Origin of the sequence: Vibrio sp. 10N.286.49.B3 (genome assembly GCF_002873395.1) — a bacterium.
Lineage (GTDB): Bacteria > Pseudomonadota > Gammaproteobacteria > Enterobacterales > Vibrionaceae > Vibrio.
On the sequence record NZ_MCUV01000050.1, the window covers coordinates 1 to 265 of the forward strand.

The 265-nt window shown below is 40.8% G+C and carries 1 tRNA gene; it reads left to right on the forward strand.

The annotated features are described in order from the left end of the window. Positions 1 to 43 precede the first annotated feature (43 nt). Positions 44 to 134 (forward strand) — tRNA-Ser (locus BCU68_RS15570). Positions 135 to 265 lie beyond the last annotated feature (131 nt).

Consider the following 265-nt stretch of genomic DNA (forward strand, 5'->3'; position numbering starts at 1 on the left):
AGTCCCGTCCACTCCGCCACTTATTTTTTAAGTGTTACAACCTGGAGGGATGGCTGAGTGGTCGAAAGCACCGGTCTTGAAAACCGGCAACCGTTAATAGCGGTTCTAGGGTTCAAATCCCTATCCCTCCACCACATAAAACAAAAAAGCCGCTGATTTATCAGCGGCTTTTTTGTATCTGGCAGATAGAGAAATCACCTACTACTTTCTAAAGATAACCTCTTGTATAGGTTATACCAATTCTATTAATTACTTTATCAAATTA